Origin of the sequence: Nonomuraea maritima (genome assembly GCF_900100395.1) — a bacterium.
Classification (GTDB): Bacteria; Actinomycetota; Actinomycetes; order Streptosporangiales; family Streptosporangiaceae; genus Nonomuraea; species Nonomuraea maritima.
The window spans coordinates 1-24,637 of sequence record NZ_FNFB01000039.1 but is presented as its reverse complement, the minus strand read 5'-3'; the positions used below and the strand labels follow the sequence as shown (position 1 = coordinate 24,637).

General features: G+C 66.9%; 26 protein-coding genes, 2 tRNA genes, 1 rRNA gene and 1 riboswitch. Of the genes, 19 read left to right on the top strand and 10 right to left on the bottom strand.

Features of this window, described 5'->3' with window-relative positions:
* Nucleotides 1–7: 7 nt before the first annotated feature.
* The gene (locus BLR04_RS35900) at nucleotides 8–724 is read right to left on the bottom strand and encodes a VOC family protein (RefSeq protein WP_090773635.1); all 717 of its coding nucleotides are present in this window, start codon (nucleotides 722–724) and stop codon (nucleotides 8–10) included.
* Nucleotides 725–1,083: 359 nt separating this feature from the next.
* Here BLR04_RS35900 and BLR04_RS35895 point away from each other — a divergent pair, with 359 nt between their 5' ends.
* The 4 genes from BLR04_RS35895 (at nucleotide 1,084) to BLR04_RS42910 (ending at nucleotide 3,573) form a co-directional block, all read left to right on the top strand.
* Nucleotides 1,084–1,263, top strand: coding sequence for a hypothetical protein (locus tag BLR04_RS35895; RefSeq protein WP_090773634.1), 180 nt, complete (start codon nucleotides 1,084–1,086; stop codon nucleotides 1,261–1,263).
* 298 nt (nucleotides 1,264–1,561) lie between these two features.
* Nucleotides 1,562–2,377 carry an SMI1/KNR4 family protein gene (locus tag BLR04_RS35890; RefSeq protein ID WP_143022362.1) on the top strand — a complete coding sequence of 272 codons (816 nt, stop codon included), beginning with the start codon at nucleotides 1,562–1,564 and terminating at the stop codon, nucleotides 2,375–2,377.
* Between the two features lie 194 nt (nucleotides 2,378–2,571).
* On the top strand, nucleotides 2,572–3,087 hold the full coding sequence (locus BLR04_RS35885) for an SMI1/KNR4 family protein (protein WP_090773632.1): 516 nt from the start codon (nucleotides 2,572–2,574) through the stop codon (nucleotides 3,085–3,087).
* Nucleotides 3,088–3,186: 99 nt separating this feature from the next.
* Nucleotides 3,187–3,573, top strand: coding sequence for a tyrosine-type recombinase/integrase (locus BLR04_RS42910; RefSeq protein WP_425413469.1), 387 nt, complete (start codon nucleotides 3,187–3,189; stop codon nucleotides 3,571–3,573).
* A 25-nt stretch (nucleotides 3,574–3,598) separates the two neighbouring features.
* Here the strand turns inward: BLR04_RS42910 and BLR04_RS35875 are convergent, their stop codons facing one another.
* From BLR04_RS35875 to BLR04_RS35865, 3 genes are all read right to left on the bottom strand, one after another.
* The gene (locus BLR04_RS35875; protein WP_090773631.1) at nucleotides 3,599–4,555 is read right to left on the bottom strand and encodes a coiled-coil domain-containing protein; all 957 of its coding nucleotides are present in this window, start codon (nucleotides 4,553–4,555) and stop codon (nucleotides 3,599–3,601) included.
* Nucleotides 4,556–4,560: 5 nt separating this feature from the next.
* Nucleotides 4,561–4,703: riboswitch (cyclic di-AMP (ydaO/yuaA leader) on the bottom strand.
* Nucleotides 4,704–4,771: 68 nt separating this feature from the next.
* Entirely contained in the window at nucleotides 4,772–5,851 is a 1,080-nt protein-coding gene (galT, locus tag BLR04_RS35870) for a galactose-1-phosphate uridylyltransferase (protein WP_090773630.1), read from the bottom strand.
* Nucleotides 5,848–6,627 (bottom strand): DeoR/GlpR family DNA-binding transcription regulator, encoded by a 780-nt coding sequence (locus BLR04_RS35865; protein ID WP_090773629.1) that lies wholly within the window; start codon nucleotides 6,625–6,627, stop codon nucleotides 5,848–5,850. The genes galT and BLR04_RS35865 overlap by 4 nt, the downstream gene beginning before the upstream one ends.
* Nucleotides 6,628–6,765: 138 nt before the next feature.
* Between BLR04_RS35865 and BLR04_RS42905 the strand changes: the two genes are divergently transcribed.
* Complete coding sequence (locus BLR04_RS42905; protein WP_393502650.1) at nucleotides 6,766–6,843, top strand: 50S ribosomal protein bL37; 78 nt, start codon at nucleotides 6,766–6,768, stop codon at nucleotides 6,841–6,843.
* 35 nt (nucleotides 6,844–6,878) lie between these two features.
* Here the strand turns inward: BLR04_RS42905 and BLR04_RS35860 are convergent, their stop codons facing one another.
* The 4 genes from BLR04_RS35860 to BLR04_RS35850 form a co-directional block, all read right to left on the bottom strand.
* Nucleotides 6,879–8,189: a TrpB-like pyridoxal phosphate-dependent enzyme gene (locus BLR04_RS35860; protein WP_090773628.1), complete on the bottom strand. Its 1,311-nt coding sequence runs from the start codon at nucleotides 8,187–8,189 to the stop codon at nucleotides 6,879–6,881.
* Between the two features lie 140 nt (nucleotides 8,190–8,329).
* The gene (locus tag BLR04_RS35855) at nucleotides 8,330–8,956 is read right to left on the bottom strand and encodes a nucleoside/nucleotide kinase family protein (RefSeq protein WP_090773627.1); all 627 of its coding nucleotides are present in this window, start codon (nucleotides 8,954–8,956) and stop codon (nucleotides 8,330–8,332) included.
* A 70-nt stretch (nucleotides 8,957–9,026) separates the two neighbouring features.
* Nucleotides 9,027–9,170, bottom strand: a complete 144-nt coding sequence (locus BLR04_RS41070) for a hypothetical protein (RefSeq protein ID WP_176903449.1) — start codon at nucleotides 9,168–9,170, stop codon at nucleotides 9,027–9,029.
* A 187-nt stretch (nucleotides 9,171–9,357) separates the two neighbouring features.
* Nucleotides 9,358–9,431 (bottom strand) — tRNA-Gly (locus tag BLR04_RS35850).
* Nucleotides 9,432–9,520: 89 nt separating this feature from the next.
* Here BLR04_RS35850 and BLR04_RS35845 point away from each other — a divergent pair.
* The 4 genes from BLR04_RS35845 (at nucleotide 9,521) to BLR04_RS35830 (ending at nucleotide 11,433) form a co-directional block, all read left to right on the top strand.
* Nucleotides 9,521–9,597 (top strand) — tRNA-Pro (locus BLR04_RS35845).
* Between the two features lie 220 nt (nucleotides 9,598–9,817).
* On the top strand, nucleotides 9,818–10,057 hold the full coding sequence (locus tag BLR04_RS35840; RefSeq protein WP_090773626.1) for a hypothetical protein: 240 nt from the start codon (nucleotides 9,818–9,820) through the stop codon (nucleotides 10,055–10,057).
* Between the two features lie 324 nt (nucleotides 10,058–10,381).
* Complete coding sequence (locus tag BLR04_RS35835) at nucleotides 10,382–10,804, top strand: hypothetical protein (protein WP_143022361.1); 423 nt, start codon at nucleotides 10,382–10,384, stop codon at nucleotides 10,802–10,804.
* Nucleotides 10,801–11,433, top strand: a complete 633-nt coding sequence (locus tag BLR04_RS35830) for a hypothetical protein (RefSeq protein WP_090773624.1) — start codon at nucleotides 10,801–10,803, stop codon at nucleotides 11,431–11,433. The genes BLR04_RS35835 and BLR04_RS35830 overlap by 4 nt, the downstream gene beginning before the upstream one ends.
* Nucleotides 11,434–11,605: 172 nt before the next feature.
* Here BLR04_RS35830 and BLR04_RS35825 read toward each other — a convergent pair whose 3' ends face one another.
* Nucleotides 11,606–12,190, bottom strand: a complete 585-nt coding sequence (locus BLR04_RS35825; protein WP_143022360.1) for a hypothetical protein — start codon at nucleotides 12,188–12,190, stop codon at nucleotides 11,606–11,608.
* A gap of 13 nt (nucleotides 12,191–12,203) precedes the next feature.
* Between BLR04_RS35825 and BLR04_RS40150 the strand changes: the two genes are divergently transcribed.
* The 3 genes from BLR04_RS40150 to BLR04_RS35800 all read left to right on the top strand — a co-directional run bounded on the left by BLR04_RS40150 (nucleotide 12,204) and on the right by BLR04_RS35800 (nucleotide 15,005).
* Nucleotides 12,204–12,866: a hypothetical protein gene (locus tag BLR04_RS40150; protein WP_143022359.1), complete on the top strand. Its 663-nt coding sequence runs from the start codon at nucleotides 12,204–12,206 to the stop codon at nucleotides 12,864–12,866.
* A gap of 1,197 nt (nucleotides 12,867–14,063) precedes the next feature.
* On the top strand, nucleotides 14,064–14,465 hold the full coding sequence (locus BLR04_RS35805) for a DoxX family protein (protein ID WP_090773620.1): 402 nt from the start codon (nucleotides 14,064–14,066) through the stop codon (nucleotides 14,463–14,465).
* A 39-nt stretch (nucleotides 14,466–14,504) separates the two neighbouring features.
* Nucleotides 14,505–15,005 carry a DinB family protein gene (locus BLR04_RS35800; RefSeq protein WP_090773619.1) on the top strand — a complete coding sequence of 167 codons (501 nt, stop codon included), beginning with the start codon at nucleotides 14,505–14,507 and terminating at the stop codon, nucleotides 15,003–15,005.
* A 15-nt stretch (nucleotides 15,006–15,020) separates the two neighbouring features.
* Here the strand turns inward: BLR04_RS35800 and BLR04_RS35795 are convergent, their stop codons facing one another.
* On the bottom strand, nucleotides 15,021–15,497 hold the full coding sequence (locus tag BLR04_RS35795; RefSeq protein WP_090773618.1) for an ATP-binding protein: 477 nt from the start codon (nucleotides 15,495–15,497) through the stop codon (nucleotides 15,021–15,023).
* A gap of 232 nt (nucleotides 15,498–15,729) precedes the next feature.
* Between BLR04_RS35795 and BLR04_RS35790 the strand changes: the two genes are divergently transcribed.
* From BLR04_RS35790 to BLR04_RS35760, 7 genes are all read left to right on the top strand, one after another.
* Entirely contained in the window at nucleotides 15,730–16,596 is an 867-nt protein-coding gene (locus BLR04_RS35790; protein WP_090773617.1) for a helix-turn-helix domain-containing protein, read from the top strand.
* A 168-nt stretch (nucleotides 16,597–16,764) separates the two neighbouring features.
* Entirely contained in the window at nucleotides 16,765–18,144 is a 1,380-nt protein-coding gene (gene tig, locus BLR04_RS35785; protein WP_090773616.1) for a trigger factor, read from the top strand.
* 388 nt (nucleotides 18,145–18,532) lie between these two features.
* Nucleotides 18,533–19,165 carry a ClpP family protease gene (locus BLR04_RS35780; protein ID WP_090773615.1) on the top strand — a complete coding sequence of 211 codons (633 nt, stop codon included), beginning with the start codon at nucleotides 18,533–18,535 and terminating at the stop codon, nucleotides 19,163–19,165.
* 12 nt (nucleotides 19,166–19,177) lie between these two features.
* Nucleotides 19,178–19,801 carry an ATP-dependent Clp protease proteolytic subunit gene (locus BLR04_RS35775; RefSeq protein ID WP_090773614.1) on the top strand — a complete coding sequence of 208 codons (624 nt, stop codon included), beginning with the start codon at nucleotides 19,178–19,180 and terminating at the stop codon, nucleotides 19,799–19,801.
* Nucleotides 19,802–19,986: 185 nt separating this feature from the next.
* Nucleotides 19,987–21,270 (top strand): ATP-dependent Clp protease ATP-binding subunit ClpX, encoded by a 1,284-nt coding sequence (gene clpX / locus BLR04_RS35770; RefSeq protein ID WP_090773613.1) that lies wholly within the window; start codon nucleotides 19,987–19,989, stop codon nucleotides 21,268–21,270.
* 139 nt (nucleotides 21,271–21,409) lie between these two features.
* Nucleotides 21,410–23,983, top strand: a complete 2,574-nt coding sequence (locus BLR04_RS35765) for a valine--tRNA ligase (RefSeq protein WP_176903448.1) — start codon at nucleotides 21,410–21,412, stop codon at nucleotides 23,981–23,983.
* 430 nt (nucleotides 23,984–24,413) lie between these two features.
* A 16S ribosomal RNA gene (locus BLR04_RS35760) occupies nucleotides 24,414–24,637 on the top strand; the annotation flags it as partial.

The window sequence follows — 24,637 nt, the reverse complement described above, 5'->3', positions numbered from 1 at the left end:
CGCCGGTCTAGCGCGGGGCCATGACGCAGAACTCGTTGCCGTCGGGATCGGCCATGGCCACCGAGCCCGGTTCGCCGTGGGTGAAGTCGATGCGCTTCGCCCCCAGGGAGACGAGCCGGTCGACCTCGGTCTGCTGATCACCGTCGGGCGCGAGGTCGTAATGCAGCCGGTTCTTCCCCGTCTTCGGCGCGAAGGGAGGACCGCCCCAGGTGATCTTCGGCCCGCCGTGCGGCGAGCGGATCGCGGTCTCCTGGTCCTGGTCCCAGACCAGTGGCCAGTCGAGCGCAGCGCTCCAGAAGTACCCGACCTCCTGCGATCCGTCGGACGCGAGCGCTCCGACGAACCCGCACTCGGCGAGGAACTTGTTGTCCGACTCGATGACGCAGAACTCGTTGCCCTCGGGGTCCGCGAGCACGACGTGACGAACTTCCGGGCCCTGGCCGACGTCGCAGTGCCGGCCACCGAGCTCGAGAGCCCTCGCCACCGTCTGCTGCTGGTCGTCGAGGGACGTGCTGGTCAGATCGAAGTGCATCTGGTTCATGCGCGTCTTCGGCTCATCGGTCGCCAGGAAGCGGATGCGGAACCCGGTGTCGTCGTTCGGCAGGATCGCGACGCCGCCACCGGAGTCGTCGGTGGACTCCCAGCCGAGGAGGCCGGCCCAGAAGCTCGCGAGCCGAGCGGGATCGTGCGCGTCCCAGCAGAGCGCATGAAGCTGACTGGTCATCCGCATCTCCGATCGACATAGCCGGGCACGCCCTTCGCACCCATGGAGAAGCCCACCGAAGGCCCACCAGAAAGGTAATGGGGAGTGCTCGGCGGTCGCCACGCAATTAACCGGGCATCGGGGTCACCCCCGGCGAGGCGGACCTGTCTGGACAGCCCGAGGTGCGCTCGGTAGCGTGCAGCGAGACGATCAAGCTGCGGACGTGCCGGGTACGCGCCCGCGTCGTGTGGTCGGCGCGGTGCTGTCCCGCTGGGGCCTGGCTTCGACGACGAGCCACACGGCACCTCTTCCCCCGGCCCGACGTGATCAGCGCTGGTGCAAGGGCCGTGGAGATGAGCACAGGACGCGAAGGGGAAGCCGTGAAGGCGAAGAGCGTGACGGAGGGCATCATCTGGGTGGCGGTGGCGACGAGTCTCGTCGGCGCGCTCGTTGTCCTTCTCTTCCAGCACAGCCCGGTCAAAGCCGTGTTCCTGGCAGGCGCGGCGATGATGTTCGCGCTGATCAACAGCTCGGTCCGGAGCAGATCCTCCAGTTCCTAGCACCCCGTCCGCCGATGCGGACAGCGGTGCGAGGGCCACGCGGATGGCTCACGTGCGTCGGGCGACCTTGCCGGCCAGACGGCCTGCGGGCTCAGTACATCGAGATCTGGTAAGCATTTGGTCGTGACCTGGGGCAACGCGTGAACCACCTGGATGACCTGGCGTTGGTCGTCTCGGTGGTTCTCGGCATTTCGCGGCCGATCGCGATGTCATGTGCCCAGACTGTGCCCTCAGGCCACGCCTGCAGCTCGGTCTCGCACAAGCTGTGGCGCCGCTTCCCAAGCCCTACTATTCCTGAATGCCACGAGCGTTTGATCTTCACTCCGAGCTAGCGGCTGGAACCCTGGACCGGCGGGGAGCATGGGAGTTCATCCGGCGTTTCGCCGCGGCGTGGTCGGCCCCCATCCGAGACGGCGACGGTTATGACGGTTCCGAGCTCGCCGCTGCTGAGGAACGCCTCGGTTTCCGTCTCCCCACCGCTCTGAGAGAAGCGTACGCACTCTTCGGGCTACGCAAGGATCTCTGCGGCAGCATGCACCGGCTACAGCCGTTGGAGGATCTCGGAGTCTGGGAGCCATGGAACCTGCTCTCGTATCACGTGGAGAACCAAGGCGTGTGGCAATGCGGGGTTCGGCTTGCCGATCTCCACTTGGACGACCCACCCGTGGTGCACCTTCCCCACTGTGGCTGCGAGGATCACGGCATCCGCGGGCTCGAGTGGATGGAACGGGTCTCCCTGGACTGCGTCGAACTCGTCCTGACCGAATCGCTCTATAACACATATGAAGCCGAATGCGACCTGGGCATGTCGGGTGAGCTTCTCCGGGACGAGGTTCCCCTTGTGGACCGGATGTTCCGGTCTCTCCCCTTCCCCGCCTATCCACGTGAGCCATCACCCTGTGTGCCGGGCACGCGATGGTACGCGGACGACGACCTGCTGATCTGCCTCAGCCCCTATTCGAACGGCGGAGAATTACCTCCAGGCGTTGAGCGGGCCAATGCGTGGTGGCACCGCCCAGGCAGTGTCGCGGACATCAACATCCGCGCACGGACGCCCAAGGCCTTGGAGAATGCCCGTAAGCACCTTCCCCGTTCCTGGTTCGACTGGCGCTGACCCGTGGGGCTTAGTCACTCACATGGCTGCTTACGGCGCATTGGGAACGCATTCGGAATGATCAGAGGCTACGAGGGTCTCGCACGAGATCCGGTAGGGCTCGGTGCATCCACACTCCACCACGACCTCACCTTGATCAACCTGTTGCGTAGGAAGTGATCGCAGAACTGACGCCAAACGAATACCGTCGGCGCATGCTCGATCCCTCAACGGTCTTCGACCCCTCCGGCCCGTTTGAGGACCCTCTTACAGACGAGGTCCTGCGAGCGGTGGAGGCACAGCTTGGACACCGACTGCCCACCGCGTACGTCGACCTGGCACGTCGACACAACGGAGGTACGTTTGCCCATGACGCCCACCCCGCGCCCAGTCGAACCAGCTGGGCCGAAGACCACATTGGCGTGGTCTCGCTGGCTTCGATCGGTCGAACTGCGGACTTCAGTCTGTGCGGCGAGTTTGGGAGTGCGTTTTGGGTGGCGGAATGGGGCTACCCCGACATCGGTCTCTACATCGCAGATTGTCCTTCGGCCGGCCATGACATGATCGCCCTCGACTACCGCTCACCTGGCAAGCCAACCCTCGTCCATGTTGACCAGGAGTGGGGTTACCGAATCACGGTCCTCGCCTCCGATTTCGAAACCTTTGTTGCAGGGCTTGTCCATGAGTCTGAGTACGACGCGGACGACGCGGCGCCGGATCCGCAACTTTGAAGCGCCGATTCAGGTTCGTTCACCTGGTATGGCTCTCGACTTGGCTCCCTTCGGCCTCACAGCCAATCACGGCTGCTGAAGGAAGCGTCGGTTGATGCTGTGCGCTGCCAATGCGCCTCAACGCCAGGGAAGCAGGCTCTCCCCTGGGCAGCAACACACTGCTCGGCTGATTTTCACGACCCCTCAAAAACGGTGATCGCCCCAAACGATTCAACCGCTTCGCCTGGAAGTCCGCTCTGGCGAAGGTGGAAATCCCACATGCTGCGGCATCACTTCGCCTCGGTGCCCCTGGAGGACGGTGTGTCCATCAAGGCTGTTGCCGAGTTCCTCGGGCACGCCGATCCAAGGTCACTCTGCGGACGTACACGCACCTCATGCCTTCAGGTGAGGACCGTATGCGCGCGGCTGTTGAAAAGGCTTGGTCCAAGAGGCCGGCTGTTCGCTCACGTGCCCTGGATGTGCCCTGAGCCACCTTGTCGGGGCTGAAGACGCAGGTAGGCGACGTGCGGGCTCAGTACATCGAGATGTGCACGTGGTCGTAGTGGTTCTCGGTGATGCTGCCGCGATCCTCCATCGCGCGCCAGCCCGAGCCCATGTTGATGCGCTGCTTCCAGATCACGTACTTGACCCCGAGCTTGTCCTTGTTCTGCAGGGCCCAGGCCGCGATGCGGTCGCCCAGGGCGTTGTGGGCGCCGGTGGGCAGCGAGCCGCCCGCACTCATCATGAAGTCGCAGGCCCGTCCGAGCGGGTGCTCGCCGCTGGAGCCAGAGCGGAAGCAGCCCACCGTGAACGGCAGCGCGAAGTTCTTCTCCAGCTGTGCCCGCATCAGCCGCGTCCGGGGCGTGACGTTGTCGGACCCGGAGGGCAGCTCGGGCGCCCAGGAGCCGTCGGAGTTGCGTCCGGTCGCGTACGGCACCAGGTCGGCGAGCTTCTTGCGGATGTCGGCGATGACCTTCTTGGCCTCGTCGCGCTGCTCGGCGACCTCGACGGTGTCCTCGCCGATCTCCTTGACCAGCGCGGACGCGTCCTCGCTGGCCTGCTTGCGGTCGTCGCGGGCCTTGGCCACGTTCAGCACGACGGCCTGCTGCTCGGCGGCGAGCTGTTGGATCAGGGCCGCCTTGGAGGCGCTGGTCGGCAGCACCATGCCGAAGACGGACGGGTCGCCGTTCTGGTAGCGCAGGCGGGCGATCTCGCCCACCCGATCCTCGGCGAGGGCGAGTTTCTGCTCGGCGGTCGCCAGCCGCTCCTTGGCCTTCACGGCGGCGTCCTTGGCCTCGGCGAGCGCGACCCGCTGGAGGTTGTACGTCTCGATGAGCTTGTCGACCTTGGAGTTGAGCCGCTTGAGCTCGGCCCGGAGCTGGGCTTCGGTCGGTTTGGGCGCCGCCGCCGCCGGGGTCGCAGGCAGGGCGACCAGAGCGGCGGCGGTGATGAGACCAAGGGCGAAAGACGCGGGGGACGAAGCCGCCACGGGGGTGTTCCTCTCCCTCTGCCGGCCGGGTTAGCTGACGGGTTCGGGCGTAGGAGGCGCGTCCCTACCACCGAAGTGGATTCACCCCAGAGGTACGTTGGGTCCCCGGCTCCTGGGCGACGCGCCCAGGATTAGGCCTGCGACGACCGTTACGGTCGGTGCATATGGGGATATTAGTGGTAGATCACGAGTAATGCGACCCTAACTAGAGATCTATTAGTGATCGATCTGTGATCGAATCATGCGAGCCGCGTCCTCCGGCCGGATGTCGTTCACGAAGGCGCCCATCGCCGACTCCGATCCCGCCAGATACTTCAGCTTGTTGGCCGCCCGCCTGATGCTGAACAGCTCCAGGTGCAGGTAGGCCAGGTCGCGCCCCTCCCGCACGGGCGCCTGGTGCCAGGCCGAGATGTACGGCATCACGAGGTCGAACAGCCCGTCGAACGCCCGCAGCACCGACGTGTACAGCGGCGCGAACGCGGCACGCTCCTCGTCGGTGAGCGCCGGCAGGTCGGGCACCTGGCGGTGCGGGTAGAAGTGCACCTCGAACGGCCAGCGCGCGGCGGCCGGCACGAACGCCGTCCACAGCTCGTTGGCGGCGACCACGCGCGTCCCCTCCTGCCGCTCGGCGGCCAGCACGTCGGCGAACAGGTTGCCCGGCCCCTGATAGCGGCTCGCGGCGCCGAGCTGCGTCTTGGTCCGCGGGGTGACGTACGGGTAGGCGTAGATCTGACCGTGCGGATGGGAGATCGTGATGCCGATCTCCTCGCCCCGGTTCTCGAAGCAGAACACCTGCTCCACGCCCTCGATCGCGGACAGCTCGGCGGTACGGTCGGCCCAGGCCTCCATGACCAGCCGCACCTGCTCGTCCGACAGCTTGGAGAAGGAGGACGAGTGGTCGGAGGTGAAGCACACCACCTCGCACCGCCCCACGCCAGGACGAACCTCGCTCAGCCCGCCCACAGGCGGATAAGTCCCGAAATTCGTGGAGAAAGAGGGGAAGCGGTTCTCGAACACCACCACGTCGTAGTCGTGCGACGGGATCTCCGTCGCGTGCGTGTCGGTCGACGGGCACAGCGGGCACTCGGCCGCGCCGCCGGTCGGCAGGAACGTCCGCGTCTGCCGGTGGCCGGCGATCGCGACCCACTCCTCGGTCAGCGGGTCGTAGCGCAGCTCCGAGGCCACCGGCCGGGGACCGAGCTCCCGAGAGTCGATCGCGCTTCGATCGGCGTCGTCGCGCCTGTCGAAGTAGATCAGCTCTCGGCCGTCGGCCAGGTGGGTGATGGTGCGCTTCACGACGTGCCCTCCGCGATGATCAGTTCTCCGGCCCGTTCGGCCAGCTCGGTGCGTGCGTCCTCGGCCAGCTTCGCGTCGCTGATGACCACGTCGGCCTCGTTCAGTTCGGCGATGGTGCTGATGCCGACGGTGTTCCACTTGGTGTGGTCGGCGGGGATGACCAGCCGGTGGGCGGCCGCCACCAGCTCCCTGTCGGTCTCCGACTCCAGCAGGTTGGGAGTGGTGAACCCGGCCCGCACGCTCATCCCGTGCACGCCCAGGAAGAGCGTGTCGACGTGCAGCCGGCGGATCGCGGCCACGGCCACCGGCCCCACCAGCGCGTCCGACGGCGTGCGTACGCCGCCCGTCAGCACCACCGTGCGGTCGGGACGCGGATTGCGGTGGAACACCTCGGCGACGGGGATCGAGTTGGTGATCACCGTCAGCTCGGGCACGCCGATCAGGTGGTGGGCCAGCGCCCAGATGGTGGTGCCTGCCGACAGTGCCACGGCCGTGCCAGGCCGTACGAGCTTGGCGGCCTCCCTGGCGATGGCCTCTTTCTCCTGCTGCTGGAGTGCCGACTTCGCGGTGAACCCCGGCTCCTCCGTCGAGCCGGGGCCGAGGGCGGTCGCGCCGCCGTGGACCTTCTCCACCAGCCCGCGTTCGGCCAGCACCTCGAGGTCGCGGCGGATGGTCATGTCGGAGACGCCGAGCTCGCGAACGAGATCGGCCACGCGGACACCCCCGTGGCTGCGTACGCGTTCGAGGATCGCCTGCTGCCGCTGCTGTGCGAGCACACCCGCTCCTTCCAACAGATTCCACCAAATTATGACACGTAAGTGTTGAGGAATGTTAGTTCGGAGCCAAGTGCTTGCGCAGGTCAACGGGGGAGGGAGACGGTGGTGATCCGTGTTGCGACATCCGGAGGCGTAGTCATGGCGAAACGCTCGCGCAAGGGCAAGGCACGCAAGAAGAAGAAGGCGAACCACGGCAAGCGTCCCACGGCCAGGTGACGCGGGAGGGGGCGGCCCCGCGGCCGCCCCCTCTCTCAGCCGGGCAGTTCGGTGAGCGCCTGCTCGATGCGCTCTTGGGGCAACGTGTGGTCCTCCAACTGCCCTGCCAGGTGACGGTCGTACGCGGAGAGGTCGAAATGCCCGTGGCCGCACAGCGCGGTCAGGATGACCTTCTCCTCACCGGTCTCCTTGCAGCGCAGCGCCTCCGCGATGGTCTCGGCCAGCGCGTGCGTGGGCTCAGGGGCGGGCAGGATCCCCTCGGTCCTCGCGAAACGGACACCGGCCTCGAAACACTCCGTCTGCGAACGGGTGACCGCCTCGAACAGGCCCAGCTCGTACATGTGCGACAGCAGCGGCGCCATGCCGTGGTAGCGCAGGCCGCCCGCGTGGATCGGGTCCGGCACGAACGAGTGGCCCAGCGTGTGCATCTTGAGCAACGGCGTCCGCCCCGCCGTGTCGCCGAAGTCGTACGCGTACACCCCCTTGGTGAACGACGGGCACGCCGTCGGCTCCACCGCGCGGAACACCGTGTCGATCCGTCCCGCGAGCTTCTCGCGCAAGAACGGGAAGGTGAGCCCGGCGAAGTTCGAGCCGCCGCCCGTGCAGCCGATGACCAGGTCAGGCATCTCCGGGAGTTGCGTGAGCGCCTCCTCGCCGATGACCGTCTGGTGCATGAGCACATGATTGAGGACGGACCCGAGCGCGTACCTGGCCTCGGGCGTGGCGGCGGCCACCTCGACGGCCTCGCTGATGGCGATGCCCAGGCTGCCCGGCGAGTCGGGGTCGTCGGCCAGCGCCTTGCTGCCCGCGCCCGTCATGGGCGATGGACTCGCGTACACCGTGGCGCCGTACACCTGCATGAGCGACCGCCGGTACGGCTTCTGGTCGTAGGACGCCCGCACCATCCAGATCCGGCAGTCGAGCCCGAACTGAGCGCACGCGAACGCCAGCGACGATCCCCACTGCCCCGCCCCCGTCTCGGTGGTGAGCAGCCGCACGCCCTCCCGCGCGTTGTAGTAGGCCTGCGGCACGGCTGTGTTCGGCTTGTGCGAGCCGGCGGGGGAGACGCCCTCGTACTTGTAGTAGATCCTGGCGGGAGTGCCGAGCGACTTCTCCAGGCGGCGCGCCCTGAACAGCGGGGTCGGCCGCCACAGGCGGTAGACGTCCAGCACCTCCTGAGGGATCGGGACGAACCGCTCGGTGCTCACCTCCTGCCCGATGAGTTCCATCGGGAAGAGCGGAGCCAGATCGTCGGGGCCCACGGGCTGCCGCGTGCCCGGGTGCAGTGGCGGAGGTGGCGGTGTGGGCAGGTCAGGAACGATGTTGTACCAGTTACTGGGTGTCACCGCTTCAGTCTGCGCCGGTTACCGCCTCGGTACCAGAGCAACGTACCGAACCGGATGGTGAGATCTTGCTGGTCAGAGCCGCGTTCGGTATCAGACCGGCGGGTCAGGCCTTCGACCCGTCAGGATGCGGCTCCGGCCGGTCAGCGCACCAGCACCGCCGGACGGTCCGGATGGTCGGCCCGTACCACCACGTCGGCCGACTCCTGCGGACGGACCTCGTGCTCATACCGTTCGTACGCGGGCAGCCGCCAGCGTTCATCCTCGGGCGTACCGCGCTCCAGCGCGCCCCTCGACAGCCACACGTGCACGCTCACGTCGAACGCCAGCCACCGCCCGAGCAGCAACGTCCCGTCGACCAGCACCACCCCACCGGTCGGCACCTCCTCGTACGGCATCCGGTACGCCCGGTCGATCCTGCTGTCCCACAGCGCCGGCAGCACCCGCCCCGACCCGCCGGGTTCGAGCGGGTCGAGCACCTCCCTGGTGAGCGCGTCGGTGTCGAGCCATTCGTCGTAGAAGACCTGGGGGTCGGTCCGTCCGTACTCCAGCCGCAGCGACGCCGGACGCAGGAAGTCGCCCGCGGACACCCGCAGCGCCGCCCGCCCACGCACCCGCAGTGGCGCGACGAGCGCATCGGCCAGCTCCTCCGGACGGGCGGCGGGCGCGCCGTCGACGGCCACCCGCGTCCACGTGCCGGCCGGTCGCGCGGCGATCAGCTCGGCCAGCTCCTCGACGAGGGCCTCACGGGAGATCGGTCGCGCACGCATCAACCGACAGCCTACGGCCGATCTTCACCCGAACACCCAGCAGGGACGTCGCACCAAGCCGCAGGCGGAATCAGTCGTTACCGTGATCGCCCGGGAGCCCCGCGCCCCCGCTCCCGCAGAACATCTTGTAGAGCTCGACACTCATCACGACGAACAGGGCAACTCCGCCGACCAGAATCGCGAAGACGAAGAGCCCGAACGGATGGAAGATCACTGGACCTCCTGTCGTCACGCCGATCATAGGTGTGCGGTGGCACAGGGTCACCACCGTGCACGGACCTTCTTCGGATCTCGCGCACTCGCGTGGGAAACGAGGGCCGAAGGGGCCCGAACCATGGACAAGATCGGATAACAGTAAGGCCCAGGCGCGGGATCAACTCCCTGACCTGGGCCTTCGTGTGTGGAGCGGACGACGGGAATCGAACCCGCGTAGCTAGTTTGGAAGACTAGGGCTCTACCATTGAGCTACGTCCGCGCGAACCGGTCGAACTCTGGTCTAGACTTCATCCGGTCGTCAGGGCGTAAGCGTACCGGAGTCGCGGAGCGCATGCGTACACGACGAGGCGGGGCGTGGCGCAGCTTGGTAGCGCGCTTGCTTTGGGAGCAAGAAGTCGCAGGTTCAAATCCTGTCGCCCCGACCAGTTCGAAAGGCCTCTCCCGATTTCGGAAGGGGCCTTTTGCATGACTGAGTGAGTGACAACCCCTCCAACACGCGGTCCATGGCCACGGCGCCGGCCTTGAGTACGGGCCAGATCTGGCTGCCGGATGAGAAGTCTGGCCGAGTGTGCCCCAAGGGGGGTCGTAACTCCCGAAAAGCCAGGCGGAGGCGTAGTCGAGGGAGTCGAGCAGAAGAAAGTTCACGTGGCGGTCGCCCCCGAGGTTGTCTCCGCCCGTCCCGAGCGGATACCGGGAGGCGTCGAAGAGGTGATGGCGTTCGAGCTCGGCAAGCCGGACGAGCTGCTTCTCCGTTACGGCTACGGCGCCTGCGACACCGTTCATGGGGCACGCGCTTACGAAACGGACCACGTGGTGGTGGTCGACGTGAAGTTGGAGGACATCAACTCCGGCGAGCCTTCCCGGCGATACTCAGGTCGGCCATGACCACGATCACCCTCGCCCGTCCGCTGGGCGATCGTCTCGTGCTCGACTCCGGTACGGGAGCGCCGGTGCTACCGGGTCTGAACAGGCGATGAAGACCCGGTGCATGACCGGAGCCCGACACCGCTCTCATGGTGATCGTCCACTACGCCCCGGACGACAGAGTTGAGCTGGTGGAGAGCAGGTGTTGTTCATCGGCGTGCAGCATGACCTGCCGGTTCATGGTGAGGTGATTGCCGATCTGGCCGCGAAGGGCCCGCGCGACTCGACTGAGCGCTGTGCCATCCCCCATGGGGACGGTGCCGACGGCCGCGGTAACTTCCCGCAATGCCTTCCACCCAAGTCGACTGGCCATCGACCGCAGCAGCGGGTTTTCCCTTCCCCGGGCGTGTACCGGTCCGCCGCCTCGCGGACGAGCTCTCGGCCATCCTCTTCACCCCCGGTCTGTCCGTGGACGAGGCCACCGGTTGGCTGGACACCGTCACCCGCGCCTTCGCCGACGCCGAACCAGGACCCGTGCCGCCCTGGGCGTTCAACACCTTCACCACGCTGCAGTCCCTCCACCTGCACCTGGTCCTGGGCCTCGCCGACCGCGGCACGCCACCTCACGCCGAGGCCGTCACCACCCGCATCGGGACCATCCTGCGCGCCCCCTTCCCCTGGCTGGCACAGCCCTCACTGCTTCCTGGGTGGCGGAACGCGTCCGACCCCTTGTCGTCGCCCGTGGTGAACGACAAGATCGCGCCGTGACTCACTACGAGCAGGTGGCCGACGCCCTGCAGAACACCACCTGGATCACCTGGTGTACGGGCGTCACTCTGGACGACGTCCTCGCCCGCTACAACGGAAGCGGTCACCAGGTGACCACCGCCACGCTCGGGAAGGCCCACGAGGACGCGTCCTTCTGCCTCGAAGAGAACGTCCCTCTGCTCTTCGCCGCTGAGCTCGGACATGGCGTCGTCCTCCTGGAGCCCGCGCTGCCTTTCCTGGAGACCGGCGCGCAAGAGCACCTCTCGCAGGCGGGCGTGTGCCTGGACGTCGGCTGGAGCGACTTCGGCCCGCCCTTCGTCACGTACAGGGAGAAGGGACGTGTCGTGGTGAGCTTCGACGGCATTGACTGGGAGGACGACGCCACGCCCGACGAGGAGACGGTGGAACGGTGGATGAGCACCACCCCTGGCGGGCTGGAGGCGTGGCAGCGGAACTACGGTACGGCGTCCCTGATGACGGCGGAGGCCATCATGGGCGCACCTATGGACGAGCAGTGGCTGGCACGCGAACACACCTGCATAACCCCGAGACGGGACGACTCTGAGCGCCCTCCTGGACGCTCGGTGACCCTGGCAGAGGTGCTCGAGGCGACAGGTCGCCTCGACTGACGCCGCGCCCTCCCCTCAGTCCGTGACCTCGTACTCGACCGCCATCGCCACGATCCATAGCCTCCGGTGAACCAGGAAACCCTCGAACCCATCGGTTCGAGGGTTTCCGGTGTCCTGAGACATCACTGGCACGCCGGCTCCCGGCCTCGTGCGGGGAGCCGGCGTTGACTAGCTACGGAGTCGGACGGTGGGCTCCGGGCATGGTGTCGTCGTCGGGGCCCTCATCGTCGCCGTAGCCGTGTTCACCGTCGGCCGGGGCCGAGTGATCGTGGCCGCTGGAGCCGAAGAGCGACTCCAGGGGCCCGGGCGGGACGTAGGGCTCGAACGACGGCGTCCAGGCGCCGGTCTCCTGCGGCTCCGCACCGAGATCGGCCACCGGCGGGTTGGTCGAGGGCTGCGGGGTCCCCTGTCCGTACGGTGCGACGGGAGGAGCGCTGTCCTGCTCGGCGGCGGCCGCCTCGATGGCTTCCATGAGCTGTCGCCTCCACTCGTCGCCTCCGCCCGGCTCGGGAGCGCTGGGCTCCGGAACGGGCGTCGGAACGGCGGGTTCCACGTATCCGTCCGCGGCCAGGAGGGGTCCACGGCGTGACCGCACCACGAGTACCGCGGCCAGGGCCAGCAGCGCCACCACGAGCACAACGGCCGAGGTGGCCATCGCCGGGGTGGAGAAGCCCGACAGCGGGGTGCTGACCGCGGCGTTGAGGTGCGTGGAGATACCCGCGGGGGGCGAGGTGCTGGCTATCGGTGCGGCAGCCACGTCCTCCACGTCGGTGGGCTCAGGCGTGGGCGTCTCCGCCGGCGTGGGCGAGGGCGAACTGCTGCTCGTGGCCGACGGGGACGCCGAGGCCGAGGCCGACGCGCTGTCGGTGGGTGACGGCGACTCGGACGCAGAGGCGCTGTCCGTGGGTGACGGCGACTCGGAGGCCGAGGCGCTGTCAGTAGGTGACGGCGATTCGGTCGCGGTGTCGGTGGGGGAAGGCGACTCCGATGCTGTGGGGCTCTCCGTGGGGGACTCGGTCTCCGTGGGGGTCGGGGTGGCAGAAGGCGATTCGGATGCCGTGGGCGTCGCCGTGGCGGAAGGAGACTCGGTGGGGGTCGCCGACTCGGACGTCGTGGGCGTGGGAGTGGCGGAGGCCGACTCCGACGTGGTCGGGGTCGGGGTCGGGGTCGGGGACGGCGACTCGGAGGTGGTCGGGGTGGCGGTGGGGGATGTCGACTCGGACGTGGTCGGGGTGGGCGTGGGGGAGGGCGCCTCGGAGGTGGGCGTGGCGGTCGGTGAGGTGGGCTCTGACGTCGGCGTGGCCGACGGTGTGCCCGAAGGGGACGTCGGAGTGGCGGTCGGCGTGCCGGAGGTCGGGGGAGCGGTCGTGGGCGTGTCCGACGGCTGGGTCGGGCGAGGCGACGGGCCGCCGTGCTGGTGGGACCCGTCCTGATGAGACCCGCCTTGGCCGTGCCCTCCTTGGCCGTGCCCGCCTTGCTGGGACCCGTCCTGCTGGGACCCGTTCTGGTGAGACCCGTCCTGGTTGGATCCACCCTGCCCAGGCCCACCCTGCTGGGGGCCGTCCGGTTGATGGCCGTTCTGGTGCGAGCCGTCCTGGTCGGGGCTCACGGGGTTGTGCGGCTTGTCCGGTGAGCCAGGGCCGTTCCCGTGGAAGCCGTGGCCCTTCCCGTGGGAGCCCTGGCCGCCCTGGTCGCCGTGCCCCTTGGGGTTCGTCGGGTTGCCGTGGAAGGGCCCTTGGGGACCGCGCCATGGCTGCTGGTCCGAATCAGGACCGCCCCAGGGCTGGTGCCCCTGGCCGGACCCCTGCTGATGTCCGTAACCGGACCCTTGCTGGTGTCCGGAGTCGGGACCGGGCCACTGCTGATGCCCGTACCCCTGCTGATGACCTGAGTCAGGGCCGGGCCATCGCGGTTGACCGTCGTGGCCGCCGAACTGGCCGCCGGAGTGGCCGAAGGGCGTCCGGTCGTCGATGCCTCCAGAGGTGACCTGCGCAGCGGTGGGCGCACGGCCCAGCTGCACGTGGTGGACGTGGGCGCCGGATCTTGCGTCGGAGGTTCCGTCGACGGCCTGTTCCTGGGACCGGCCGAGACCGGACTGCGCCTCGGTGGTTCGATACCAGGAGGCCAAGACATAGGCCGCGTCGATGAACTTCGGGATCTCTGGCGTCATGGAAGTTGGGGACCTCCCGGACGAGACCGGATTTGCCCGTACAAGCCCTGACAAAGATGATGATGAAGGACTTATATGGCTAAACCGGAAGCCTGTGGTGAAGCGAGAGTACCCGGATGTTTCCGCAGGTCAAGTACCCCTAAAGCGGCAACCAAGGGCGGCGCGGAGAGTAAAAGCCCAGGTCAGGGGCGCTGTCCCATTTATCCCATAGTAAGAGATAAGTAAAAAGATCTACCAAACTCCGTCGCCGCCGCCCGTCCCCATGATTCTCAAGAAGATCGACCACCCGTACGGCGATCAACTCGACCAGCGACGATCAAAGAGGCCGCGCCGCCAAGGCGCGGAACGGCGAGGGTGTGCCTGAGTACACCCACACAAGGCACCTAGCCCAATTTCCGCTGATCACGAATCTCCCTACCGTACGAAGAAGATCGGAATCGAAAAGGGAGGCGATCAGGCCATGACCACTACTCGACCGACCACTTCACCCGTACGGAACATCGCCCTGTGGGTGCTCCAGATCGCGGTGGCCGGATACTTCCTCATGTCCGCCATGGCCAAGTTCACGAACGTGGAGCCCGCTGCCTCGACGTTCGAGGCGATCGGTTTCGGTGACTGGTTCCGGCACCTGACCGGCGTGCTGGAGGTGGCCGGAGCCGTGGCGCTGGTCGTGCCCCCGCTGGCGGGTCTGGCCGGCCTGGCGCTCGCCGTGCTGATGGTGTTCGCGACGCTGACCGAGGCGTTCGTCTCCAAGGGCGGGGTGGTGACTCCGCTGGTCCTGCTGGTGCTCTGCGCACTCATCGCGTGGAGCCGCCGCTCGGCGACGGCGCGCCTTCGGCCAAGGATCTCGGCGGGACGCTGATCCCGTACTTGTCGGTGGCGAGGGATAGGGTCGGGCCTCATGACTGATACTCGTGTCCCCCCGCCGCTCACCGGTGATGAGTTGACCGTTCTGAACAACTGGCTCGAATGGCATCGCGCGACCTTGGCCGTCAAGTGCGAAGGCCTGTCGGACGACCAGCTTCGCCTGCGCTCCGCCGAGCCTTCCATCATGTCCCTGCTGGGCCTGGTCAGGCACATGGCCCACGTCGAGCGCAGTTGGTTCCGCGTCGTGCTGAACGGCGAGGACATCCCCAAGCTGTGGGGCAAAGAGCTCGACAACGACAACGACTTCAAGCAGGTCGATTCCGCCAAGGTGCAGGAGGCCTTCGACGTCTGGCAGGAAGAGATCGAGCACGCCCGCCGCATCTCGTCCGCCAAGCCGCTCGACGCCGTGGGTGAGCGTCACGGCGGTGAGTGTTCCCACCGCTGGATCCTCGTCCACATGATCGAGGAGTACGCCCGTCACAACGGGCACGCCGACCTGCTCCGCGAGCGCATCGACGGCGTCACGGGAGAGTGAGCGCCCGGCGCCAGATCAGAAGCCGGCGTTGAAGAGCGCCCAGACGGCCTTGCCGCCGGTCGCGAGCGGGTCCCAGCCCCAGCACTGGCTGTACGTCTCGACGATGTAGAGGCCGCGGCCGTTCTCGGAGATGAAATCCGGCTCCTTGCGGCGGGGCACCTCGTCGCTGGGGTCGGCCACGGCCAGCAGTACGTGCGGCGCGACCCGCATGAGCAGCAGCTGGATCTCGCGGTGGCCGGAGGCGTACATCGCGTACCTGACGGCGTTCGTCACCAGTTCCGAGACCACGAGCGCGGCGTCGTCGCTGAGGTCCGCAAGGCCCCAGTCGCGCAGCGTCGTACGGGTCACGTCCCTGGCGGTCTTCACCGAGTCCGCCTGGAAGGGCAGCGGGCACGCGGTCGTGTACGGTTTGTCGCCCTGGAGCAGATGGTCGAAACCCACCTCACGGGTGATCTGCAGGCAAGCGGCAGTGGCCAGAGGATCCTCCACCATGCCGCCGGTACCTCCCTGTTCGACCTTGCTTAGTGCATGTTTGGCCCAATATGCACTAAACCATCATGGGTCACGACCGGCGTTGCTGCAAGACCCAAATGCACGTGCAGGTGAATGTGCAGGAGCAAACACTGATTCAGGTCATGAGGCTGTGATTCGGACACCAGGTTGAGACCTTGTCATACCCCGCAATCAGGTGTCACTGTGTGTGCGGACCTTGATAGGAGGCAAAGTGACGCAGAACCAGCCGGGTTCCGGGCCGACGGCGCTGCGCATCCTCCTGGGCTCCCAGTTGCGCAAGCTCAGGGAAGCAAGGAACGTCACTCGCGAGGAGGCGGGCCACCTCATCCGGGGCTCCGAATCGAAGATCAGCCGGATGGAGCTGGGCCGGGTGGGGTTCAAGGAACGCGACGTCGCTGACCTGCTGACCCTTTACGGAGTCATCGACCAGCAGGCCCGCGCCGCCGTGCTCGACCTGGTCGCCACCGCCAACGAGCCCGGCTGGTGGCACCGGTTCAACGACGTCCTGCCGACATGGTTCCAGGCGTACGTCGGCCTTGAAGAGGCCGCCATCAGGATCAGGACCTACGAGGTCCAGTTCGTGCCGGGGCTGCTGCAGACCAAGGAGTACGCACGCGCTGTCGTGACCGCCGGCGGGGCGGGCATCGGGGCGGAGGAGATCGCCAGAAGGGTCGACCTCCGCCTGGAGCGCCAGAGGATCTTGGACCGGCCGGACGGGCCGGTGTTCTGGGCCGTGATCGACGAGGCCGCCCTGCGGCGGCCCATCGGCGGCGTCGAGGTGATGAGAGCGCAGATCGAGCACCTCATCGACCTCATGCGCCAGGAACGCATCACCATTCAGGTCATGCCGTTCAGCTACGGCGGGCACAGCGCTGAGGGCGGGGCGTTCAGCATCCTGCGCTTCCCCGACAGGGATCTGCCCGACGTCGTGTACGTCGAACAGCTCGCCAGCGCGCTCTACCTGGACAAACGTGAGGATGCTGACCGGTACTCCGAGGTGATGGAACGGCTCTGCGCGGTGAGCACGACTCCTGACGAGACGATCGATCTGCTACGAGCGATCGCCTACGAGTTCTGACGGCGGCGACGTCGTTGTTGGGTGTGCATCTGCCCTAGACTGACCATCGGCGTTGGTTCCCGCCGTGGCGGAGCATGCCCAACACCGCTCATGTGGGCGCGGCGCGTGAGCCGCTCTTCCGAAGGACGCGCCCGCGACCACTCGTAGCTTGATCAAGGAGACCATTCCGTGAAGACCGCTGTCGAGGAGCTCAGCCCGACCCGGGTCAAGCTGACTGTCGAGGTGCCGTTCGAAGAGCTGCGCCCCAGCATGGATGCGGCGTACAAGAAGGTCGCGCAGCAGGTGCGCGTCCCCGGGTTCCGGCCTGGCAAGGTTCCGGCCCGCATCATCGAGCAGCGCTTCGGCCGGGCGGTGGTGCTGGAGGAGACCCTCAACGAGGCGGTGCCGAAGCTGTACGGCCAGGCCGTCGACGAGGTCGACGTGTTCCCGGTCAGCCAGCCCGACATCGAGGTCACGAAGATCGAGGACGGCGAGCAGATCGAGTTCACCGCCGAGGTCGACGTCCGGCCCAACTTCGAGGTGCCCGACTACCAGGGCATCGAGGTCACGGTCGACTCCGCCGAGGTCTCCGACGATGACGTCAACACCCAGCTCGACGCGCTGCGCCAGCGTTTCGCCACGCTGACCGGTGTCGAGCGGCCCGCCGCCAACGGCGACTTCGTCGTGATGGACCTGCGCGCCGAGATCGACGGCCAGAACATCGAGGAGCAGCAGGCCAGCGAGGTCTCCTACGAGGTCGGCGCCGGCTCCGTGCTGCAGGGCCTCGACGCCGCGCTCGAGGGCATGTCCGCGGGCGAGGAAAAGAGCTTCCGCACCGAGCTCGTCGGCGGCGAGAACGCCGGCGAGGAGGCCGACGTCATCATCAACGTCAAGTCGGTCAAGGAGAAGGTCCTGCCGGAGCTGGACGACGAGTTCGCCCAGCTGGCCAGCGAGTTCGACACGCTCGACGAGCTCAAGAACAGCATCCGCGAGCAGGCTCGCCGCAACAAGCTCGTCGACCAGGTCGTCCAGGCCCGCGAGAAGGCCCTCGACGCCGTCCTCGAGCAGATCGACATCCCGCTGCCCGACAGCGCGCTCAAGGTCGAGGTCGACGCTCGCAAGCACAACCTCGACCACCAGGTGGCCGAGAGCGGCCTGAGCCGCGACGCCTTCTTCCGTCTCTACCAGACGACGGAGGAGGAGCGCTTCGCCGAGTTCGAGACCACCTCCGCCCGCGCGATCAAGATCGGCTTCGTGCTCGACAAGATCGTCAAGGCCGAGGAGCTGGGCGTCTCCGAGCAGGAGCTGACCAACTTCGTGGTCCGCCGCGCGATGGAGATGGGCGTCCAGCCCAACGAGCTGGCCCAGCACCTCGCCGACAACGACCAGCTCACGCTGGCCATGGTCGAGATCGTCCGCGACAAGGCCAAGGCCGTGCTGGGTGACGCCGCGAAGGTCGTCGACGCCGACGGCAACGAGGTCGACCTCAAGGCCATCTACGCCGAGATCAACGGTGAAGAGGTCGTCGAGGAAGAGGCCCCCGCCGCCGAGGACAAGCCCGAGGCCTGACGGGTCTGACCCGCCTCAGCTGAAAGCCCCCGGACCGACCCGGTCCGGGGGCTTCTGCGTTCTCGGCGGCCGCACATCCCCGGCGGACGGCGTGGCACCTCTCAACGGCCCTGTGGTGGCTCCCAGGCCAACAGGGGGTTGCCGTAAGGCATCCGGAGCCGTATGGCACTTCCCGCTCCGCCCGTCCCTCTCCGCCCGTCCCAGTGCCTTCCGCGCGAACCACGCCTTCGGTACGGAAGGCGCGCCACGCCCGGCGGCGCGGCGAAGACGGAGCACTCCGACATGCGCCGTCAGCGAACAGTCCCGGCGACCGGGCATGAGCTGTGGGCGACGCGCGTTAAGGTCACAAGCAAAGCCAATCGATTACGACGCATCGGAAGGTGACGCTGTGACCAGCCCGCCGACCTTCTATCAGCCCGAGTCTCGAGGCCGTGAGAACGGCTCCGCCTTCCGGCTTGAAGACCAGCTCTACCAGCGCCTGCTCCGCGAGCGGATCATCGTGCTGGGGCAGGAGGTCAACGACGAGATCGCCAACCGGATCTGCGCCGAGCTGCTGCTTCTGGCGGCCGACGACCCTGAGCGCGACATCTCGCTGTACATCAACTCACCGGGGGGTTCGGTGAGTGCCGGTATGGCGATTTACGACATGATGGAATACGTGCCTAACGACGTATCGACCGTGGTCATGGGCCTGGCCGCCTCGATGGGCCAGTTCCTGCTCACCGCGGGGGCGAGGGGCAAGCGTTACGCGCTGCCGCACGCCCGCGTCATGATGCACCAGCCCTCGGGCGGCATCGGCGGCACCGCGGCCGACATCGCCATCCAGGCCGAGCAGATGCTCTACGTGAAGAAGACCCTTGCGGAGCGGATCTCGTTCCACACGGGGCAGCCGCTGGAGCAGATCGAGGCCGACTCCGACCGCGACCGGTGGTTCACGGCCGAAGAGGCCAAGGACTACGGCTTTATCGACCACGTCGTCCGCAGTGCACGTCAGGTGCCTTCGGCTGGCCCGGTTTCCTAAGGGGGAGCAACCGTGAACACCCAGAGCCGCTACGTGCTCCCGCAGTTCACCGAGCGCACGTCGACCGGGGCCAAGACCATGGACCCGTACACGAAGCTGTTCGAGGACCGCATCATCTTCCTCGGCGTGCAGATCGACGACGCGTCGGCCAACGACGTCATGTCGCAGCTGCTGACGCTCGAGTCGCTCGACCCCGACCGTGACATCAGCATCTACATCAACTCGCCCGGCGGTTCCTTCACCGCCATGACGGCGATCTACGACACGATGCAGTTCGTCCGGCCGGAGATCCAGACCGTCTGCCTCGGGCAGGCCGCCTCCGCCGCGGCCGTGCTGCTGGCCGGCGGCACCTCAGGCAAGCGGTTCGCGCTGCCCAACGCCCGGGTGCTGATCCACCAGCCGTCCACCGAGGGCGGCGGCCAGGGAAGCGACATCGAGATCCAGGCCCGCGAGATCCTCCGCATGCGTTCGCTGCTGGAGGACATCGTGGCCAAGCACACCGGAAAGACCTCCGCCGAAGTCCGCAAGGACATCGAACGCGACAAAATTCTCAACGCGGACGAGGCCAAGGCGTATGGTCTGATCGATGACATCATCCCGTCCAGGAAGAAACGCGCTCAGGCCGTGGCTTCCTAAGACGAGACGTGACGCACCGGGGCGCTGCCCTGCAGGGCACGTTCCGGTGCGACTCGCCGCTAGGGGGCTCACTGAGGGCCCAGAAGACGGTAACGTCGAAACCTGAGCGGTTCGGCCTAGTCCGGAGAATGTCCGGAGACACTGCTCGCATGAGCAGGGCGGTCCCACGCAAAGGAGTATCTGGGGTGGCACGCATCGGCGACGGGGGAGACCTGCTGAAGTGCTCGTTCTGCGGAAAGAGCCAGAAGCAAGTCAAGAAGCTCATTGCCGGTCCAGGCGTCTACATCTGCGATGAGTGCATTGATCTCTGCAACGAGATCATCGAAGAGGAGCTCTCCGAGTCCTCAGAGCTCAAGTGGGACAACCTGCCCAAGCCGAGAGAGATCTTCGAGTTCCTCGACGCCTACGTCATCGGTCAGGACAAGGCTAAGAAGGCGCTCTCGGTGGCGGTGTACAACCACTACAAGCGGGTGCAGTCCGGAGACCGGGGCAGAGACGACGGTCTTGAGCTGGCCAAGAGCAACATCCTGCTGCTCGGCCCCACCGGCTCGGGCAAGACCCTGCTGGCACAGACCCTGGCGAGGATGCTCAACGTCCCCTTCGCCATCGCCGACGCCACCGCACTCACGGAGGCGGGCTACGTCGGCGAGGATGTCGAGAACATCCTCCTCAAGCTCATCCAGGCCGCCGACTACGACGTCAAGAAGGCCGAGACCGGCATCATCTACATCGACGAGGTCGACAAGATCGCCCGCAAGAGCGAGAACCCGTCGATCACGCGCGACGTATCCGGTGAGGGCGTACAGCAGGCGCTGCTGAAGATACTGGAGGGCACCACCGCATCGGTGCCTCCGCAGGGTGGTCGCAAGCATCCGCACCAGGAGTTCATCCAGATCGACACGACCAACGTGTTGTTCATCTGCGGTGGTGCGTTCGCCGGCCTCGAGCAGATCATCGAGTCGCGCGTCGGCAAGAAGGGCATCGGCTTCAACGCCATCATCCGGTCGAAGGAAGAGGTCGACTCGGCCGACATCTTCGGCGACGTGATGCCAGAAGACCTGCTGAAGTTCGGCATGATCCCCGAGTTCGTCGGCCGCCTGCCGGTCATCACCTCGGTGCACAACCTCGACCGCGAAGCGCTCATCCAGATCCTCACCGAGCCGCGCAACGCCCTCGTCAAGCAGTACCGCAAGCTCCTTGAGCTCGACGGCGTCGAGCTCGAGTTCACCGACGGCGCCCTGGAGGCGATCGCCGACCAGGCGATCCTGCGCGGCACCGGCGCGCGCGGCCTGCGCGCCATCCTGGAGGAAGTGCTCCAGTCCGTCATGTACGAAGTGCCGTCCCGGCAAGACGTCGCCCGCGTGGTCATCACCCGCGAGTCGGTCATCGAGCACGCCATCCCGACGCTCGTGCCTCGCGACCAGCTGGCCGCCAAGCAGCAGCGCACGCCACGCGAGAAGTCGGCCTGACCGACGCTTCTCCCGGCACACCGAGCGCCCCGTGGCACCCCGCCACGCGGGCGCTTCCGTGTTTTCCGGCCGGCGCTGATCCCGCTGCGCCGGCGTTCCTGGCATCGAGGGCGCTATCCAGTTGCCCGCCTCCCTAGAATTGGTCACTGTGACAACGCCAGAGCTGCCTACGCAATACACACCGGCCGACGTCGAGACCCGCAGCTACGAGCGCTGGGTATCCGAAGGCTACTTCCGCGCCGACCCGGGCAGCTCGCGTGAGCCGTACAGCATCGTCCTTCCACCGCCCAACGTGACGGGTGTCCTTCACATCGGGCACGCGCTCGACCACTCGATCCAGGACGCGCTGACGCGCCGCGCCCGCATGCAGGGGCGCGAGACGCTCTGGCTGCCCGGCATGGACCACGCCGGCATCGCCACCCAGAACGTCGTCGAGCGCGAGCTGGCCAAGGAAGGCAAGTCCCGCCACGACCTCGGCCGCGAGGCGTTCGTCGAGCGCGTCTGGGAGTGGAAGGACGAGTCCGGAGGCCGCATCCTCGGCCAGATGCGCAAGCTCGGCGACGGCGTCGACTGGTCACGTGAGCGGTTCACGATGGACCCGGGCCTCTCGCGCGCCGTCCAGACCATCTTCAAGAAGCTGTTCGACGACGGGCTCATCTACCGCGCCGAGCGCATCATCAACTGGTGCCCGCGCTGCCTGACCGCGCTGTCCGACATCGAGGTCGAACACACCGAGGATGAAGGCGAGCTCGTCTCCATCCGCTACTCCGACGAGATCGTGGTCGCCACCACGCGCGCTGAGACGATGCTCGGCGACACCGCCGTCGCCGTCCACCCGTCAGACGAACGGTACGCGCACCTGGTCGGCACGATGGTCGAGGTGCCGCTCACCGGCCGCATGATCCCGGTGGTCGCCGACGAGCACGTCGACCCGTCGTTCGGCACGGGCGCGGTCAAGGTCACCCCGGCCCACGACCCCAACGACTTCGAGATCGGCCGACGTCACTCGCTGCCGTCCATCACGATCATGGACGAACGCGGCGTCGTCACCGCGCACGGCCCGTTCCAGGGGCTCGACCGGTTCGAGGCCCGGCCCGCCGTGGTCGCGGCGCTGCGCGCCGAAGGACGCATCGTCGCCGAGAAACGCCCTTACGTGCACTCTGTCGGCCACTGCTCGCGCTGCAAGACCGTTGTCGAGCCGAGGTTGTCGCTGCAGTGGTTCGTGAACGTCGGGCCGCTGGCCAAGGAGGCGGGCGACGCCGTCCGTGACGGCCGTACCCGCATCCACCCGCCGGAGCTGGCCAAGCGCTACTTCGACTGGGTCGACGACATGCACGACTGGTGCATCTCCCGACAGCTGTGGTGGGGGCACCGCATCCCGGTCTGGTACGGCCCGGACGGCGAGGTCGTGTGCGTCGGGCCCGACGAGGAGCCGCCCGCCGGCTACACCCAGGACCCGGACGTCCTCGACACCTGGTTCTCCTCGGCCCTGTGGCCGTTCTCGACCCTGGGCTGGCCCGACTCGACACGCGAGCTCGCGCGCTTCTACCCGACCTCGGTGCTCGTCACCGGCTACGACATCCTGTTCTTCTGGGTCGCCCGGATGATGATGTTCGGCCTGTACGCGATGGACGGCGTGCCGCCGTTCCAGGTCGTCTCGCTGCACGGCATGGTCCGCGACCAGTACGGCAAGAAGATGTCCAAGTCGTTCGGCAACGTGGTCGACCCGCTCGACTGGGTCGAACGTTTCGGCGCCGACGCCACGCGCTTCACCCTGCTGCGCGGCGCCAACCCCGGCGCCGACGTCGCGGTGAGCGAGGAGTGGGCGGCCGGCTCCCGCAACTTCTGCAACAAGATCTGGAACGCCACCAGATTCGCGTTGATGAACGGCGCCGCCGTGGGGTCTCTGGAGGGCGCCGAACTGACGGCCGCCGATCGGTGGATCCTGTCGCGTCTGCAGTCCGTCATCGCGGCGGCTGACGCGGCCTTCGAGGAGTTCGAGTTCGCGAAGGCGTCCGACCTGCTGTACCACTTCGCGTGGGACGAGGTCTGCGACTGGTACCTGGAGCTGGCGAAGATCCAGCTGGGTGAGGGCCTGGAGCACACGAGGCTCGTGCTCGGCCATGTGCTCGACACGCTGCTGCGCCTGATGCATCCGCTGGTGCCGTTCGTGACGGAAGAGCTGTGGCGGGCCGTCACCGGCAAGGAATCGGTTGTCGTGGCGCAATGGCCGGTGGTCGACGCGCGCTATGCCGACGCAGCCGCGGAGAGCGAGATCGAGGCGCTCCAGGAGCTGGTCACTGAGGTCCGGCGGTTCCGTTCCGACCAGGGGCTCAAACCCGGCCAGAAGGTGGCCGCCCGGCTCGCGTTGGCCGGTACGTCCCTGGCCGGCCACGAAAGCGCGATCAGGTCGCTCCTGCGGTTGACCGACCCCTCGGAGGCGTTCAACGCCACGGCTCGGCTCACCGTGGGCGGGGTGACCGTGGAGATCGACACCGCGGGTGCCATCGACGTCGCGGCCGAACGCAAGCGCCTGGAGAAAGACCTGGCCGCCGCGCGCAAGGAAGCCGCTCAGGTGGCGGCGAAGCTCGGTAACGAGCAGTTCATGGCCAAGGCCCCGCAGGATGTGGTCGTCAAGGTCCGTAGCCGCGCTGAGCAGGCGGCTGCCGACATCGCACGTCTCGAAGCACAGCTCGCCGCGCTGGGAGTTTGAACTTCCGGCCAACGGGGAAGGTCCATTCGTTGCCGAAGATGGACCTTCCCCCTCGCTGGGGCTGCTAGAGTTTTCACTGCAGGGCCGAACGGCGCTGCAAACCCCCTCACAAACGAATCTGATTCTCGGGCGCCTCCAGCCAGCTGGTTGGACAAGAGCCGAAAGTCGGAGTAAGTTAGAAGGGTTGCTCCGAAAGGAGCAAGTCCGGAAGCTCCCGGATCGGGCGGTTTGACAAGAACCAAACGATCTGATAAACTGAAGGAGCCGAAATGTGCGCCTCGCGCAGCTGACTCCGCAAGGAGTTGGATGACGATGAACGCGTCCGTTTCTTGAGAACTCAACAGTGTGTTAAAAGCCAGTGCATGATTTTTCATGCAACACCTCGTCAAATGATTTTTGACGGTTTTGCTTGGACGAAGTTTCCAAACATTTTTTGGAGAGTTTGATCCTGGCTCAGGACGAACGCTGGCGGCGTGCTTAACACATGCAAGTCGAGCGGAAAGGCCCTTCGGGGTACTCGAGCGGCGAACGGGTGAGTAACACGTGAGCAACCTGCCCCCGACTCTGGGATAAGCCCGGGAAACTGGGTCTAATACCGGATATGACCACCGTCCGCATGGGCTGGTGGTGGAAAGTTTTTCGGTTGGGGATGGG

Bases quoted from the DNA above. Each gene is read 5' to 3' on its own strand.
- BLR04_RS35900 (WP_090773635.1), bottom strand. From the start codon at position 724: ATGACCAGTCAGCTTCATGCGCTCTGCTGGGACGCGCACGATCCCGCT.
- BLR04_RS35890 (WP_143022362.1), top strand. From the start codon at position 1,562: ATGCCACGAGCGTTTGATCTTCACTCCGAGCTAGCGGCTGGAACCCTG.
- BLR04_RS35885 (WP_090773632.1), top strand. From the start codon at position 2,572: ATGCTCGATCCCTCAACGGTCTTCGACCCCTCCGGCCCGTTTGAGGAC.
- BLR04_RS42905 (WP_393502650.1), top strand. From the start codon at position 6,766: ATGGCGAAACGCTCGCGCAAGGGCAAGGCACGCAAGAAGAAGAAGGCG.
- BLR04_RS35855 (WP_090773627.1), bottom strand. From the start codon at position 8,956: ATGCGTGCGCGACCGATCTCCCGTGAGGCCCTCGTCGAGGAGCTGGCC.
- BLR04_RS35835 (WP_143022361.1), top strand. From the start codon at position 10,382: ATGCCTTCCACCCAAGTCGACTGGCCATCGACCGCAGCAGCGGGTTTT.
- BLR04_RS35805 (WP_090773620.1), top strand. From the start codon at position 14,064: ATGACCACTACTCGACCGACCACTTCACCCGTACGGAACATCGCCCTG.
- BLR04_RS35800 (WP_090773619.1), top strand. From the start codon at position 14,505: ATGACTGATACTCGTGTCCCCCCGCCGCTCACCGGTGATGAGTTGACC.
- BLR04_RS35795 (WP_090773618.1), bottom strand. From the start codon at position 15,497: ATGGTGGAGGATCCTCTGGCCACTGCCGCTTGCCTGCAGATCACCCGT.